The sequence below is a fragment of the Kitasatospora sp. NPDC059088 genome (assembly GCF_042738155.1).
Classification (GTDB): domain Bacteria; phylum Actinomycetota; class Actinomycetes; order Streptomycetales; family Streptomycetaceae; genus Kitasatospora.
Map to the genome: position 1 here is coordinate 1 of NZ_JBHYGR010000282.1, position 2,427 is coordinate 2,427.

At 72.2% G+C, this 2,427-nt stretch carries 3 protein-coding genes; 2 read left to right on the forward strand and 1 reads right to left on the reverse strand.

Annotated elements, in window-relative coordinates; all coding sequences use genetic code 11:
• Window positions 1-192: 192 nt before the first annotated feature.
• The gene (locus ACFWXO_RS45300) at window positions 193-627 is read right to left on the reverse strand and encodes a MarR family winged helix-turn-helix transcriptional regulator (protein WP_375888556.1); all 435 of its coding nucleotides are present in this window, start codon (window positions 625-627) and stop codon (window positions 193-195) included.
• 122 nt (window positions 628-749) lie between these two features.
• Here ACFWXO_RS45300 and ACFWXO_RS45305 point away from each other — a divergent pair, with 122 nt between their 5' ends.
• Both ACFWXO_RS45305 and ACFWXO_RS45310 read left to right on the forward strand, forming a co-directional pair.
• Window positions 750-1,217 carry a VOC family protein gene (locus ACFWXO_RS45305; RefSeq protein WP_375888559.1) on the forward strand — a complete coding sequence of 156 codons (468 nt, stop codon included), beginning with the start codon at window positions 750-752 and terminating at the stop codon, window positions 1,215-1,217.
• Between the two features lie 293 nt (window positions 1,218-1,510).
• Window positions 1,511-2,341 (forward strand): MHYT domain-containing protein, encoded by an 831-nt coding sequence (locus ACFWXO_RS45310; protein ID WP_380533109.1) that lies wholly within the window; start codon window positions 1,511-1,513, stop codon window positions 2,339-2,341.
• Window positions 2,342-2,427 lie beyond the last annotated feature (86 nt).

The following is a 2,427-nucleotide window of genomic DNA, read 5'->3' on the forward strand; positions in this document are numbered from 1 at the left end:
TGTTTGGTCGGGTCGTCGGACGGGGGGGGGGCGCTGGCGGCGGCGGGGGGTGTCAGGGGGGCCCCCCCCGGGGGGGCGGGGGCGGGGGGGGGGGCCGCCGCGCTCCTGGTAACGGTGGTCGGTCCTGCGGTGATGCGGGCTCCTTCTCCTCCCGGCGGCCGGCCGGGGTCGGTGTGCCTCGATCTGTACGAGTTACAGGTGGGCGAGCTTGTAGAGCACGGGCGCGGCCTCCCTGAGGACGGCCCATTCCTCGTCGTCGAGCCCTTGGGCGAGCTCGGCGAGCCAGACGTTTCGGCGCCGACGACTCTCCGCGAGGATCGTCTCGGCCTGCTCGGTGCTGCTGACGACCACCTGGCGGCGGTCCTCGGGGTGCGGCTCGCGCCGCACCAGCCCCTTCTCCTCCAGCATCGCGACGATCCTGGTCATCGAAGGAGGCTGCACGTGCTCCTTCCGGGCGAGCTCACCCGGCGTCGCCTTCCCGCACCGGGCGAGGGTGCCCAGCACTCCCATCTCGGTGGGACTCAGCGACTCCTCCACCCGTTGGTGTTTGAGTCGTCGGGAGAGGCGCATCGTGGACGACCGCAGCTGTGAGATCGCTGCGAGGTCCGGCTCGGACATCTCGGGCATCTCTTTAGCTTACGTCATTACTCTCGCTAAAGAAAAACGGGTTCCCACCGCGCCGGAGGATCGGCCCGGTGCCATATTGGTGAGGGGTGATCGTTCCCGCCTCCCGGAAGGGCCGACCAGACATGTCCGACCTCGCCTCCGAGCAACCCGCGCAATCCGCACAGTCCGTGCGGCCGGCGCAGTCCGAGCGATCGGCGCAGTCCGTGCAGTCCGCGCCGGACGACTCCGGCTTCGCCCGGCTCGCCATGGTCACCATCGACTGCGCCGACCCGGTCGCGCTGGCCTCGTTCTACGGCGAGCTGCTGGGCTGGGAGACCCGTCACGTGGACGAGCGCTTCGCGATCCTGGACAACCCGGAGGGCGGCAGCCCGCTGGGCTTCGGCCGGGTGACGGGCTACCGCCCGGAGCCGTGGACCGAGCCGGACGGCAGCAAGCACTTCCACCTCGACTTCTACGTGGACGACCTGGAGGAGTCCACCGCGAAGGCCCTCGCGCTCGGCGCGACCGAGCCGAGCTACCAGCACGGCCGCACGCTCAAGGTGCTGATCGACCCGGCCGGGCACCCGTTCGGGCTGGCCCCGCTGGAGTAACGCACCAAGCCGCCCGGAGGCCGTGCGCAGGCGGTGTCAGGGCTTGGTGCCGAGATCTTGCAGACCGCGTAAAGGTCCTTCCTGACCTGGGACTTCACGAAAAGCGCGAACCTTGTGCGACCACCGGGCAGTGGTTACTGTCCCGGGTTGTCAGGGGCATCACCACGCCAGGTCTCCCCTCGGCGGAGCCCCCTCCGTGCCCGTCTGCGCGCGCGTCCCACCCGTTCCCGGTCCCCCGTCGGCCGCCTCCGCCCGAACCCTGGCGCCCTCAACCCCTCGTCCAGGGAGCTCAATTGGGTGAGATCCATCATGCCGACCACGGCTGGGTGACACCGGCGGTCTCGTACTTCGTCGCCTGCCTCGGTGCCTTCGTCGCCCTGCGCAGCGCCCGCTGGGCACTGGTCTCGACGGGCCGCAGCCGCGCCGTCTGGCTGCTCTTCGCCTCGACCTCGCTCGGCGCCGGCATCTGGTCCATGCACTTCATCGCGATGCTCGGCTTCTCCGTCACCGGCGCCGAGATCACCTACCAGCCGGGGCTCACCGTGCTCAGCCTGCTGGTCGCGGTCGCGGTGGTCGGCATCGGGCTGTTCACCGTCGGGTACTGGCGGGGCCACCCCGTGCTGTCCCTGCTGGTCGGCGGACTGACCACCGGGCTCGGGGTCGCCGCGATGCACTACCTGGGCATGGCCGCGATGGTGCTGCCCGGCCGGCTCGGCTACGACCACGTCACCGTCGGGCTCTCGATCGGCATCGCGGTGTTCGCCGCCACGGCCGCGCTCTGGGCCGCGCTGAACATCCGCGGCACCCTCGCGGTGCTGGCGGCGGCGCCGGTGATGGGCGTGGCGGTCTGCGCGATGCACTACACCGGCATGGCGGCGCTCTCGGTCCGCCTCGACGCCTCGCACTCGACCCAGGGCGGGGTGATGGCACTGCAGTTCATCTTCCCGCTCGGGGTCGGGCTCGGCTGCTACGTGTTCTTCGGCTCGCTGGCCTTCGCCGTCTCCCCGAGCAAGCCCAGCACCCAGCCGCTGCTGGTCGGCCCGGCCGCCCCGCTGCCCCCGCGGACGCCCCGCGTCCCGCCGCAGCGGCAGCCGCTGAGCCGCACCGCCGGCAGCCGCCGCTGAGCGGCACCGCCGCCCGGCGCCGAGCCGGGCCGCCGCGCCGAGTCGCGGGCGGCCCCACGACGGACGTCCGGCCGGGTCCCCCACCC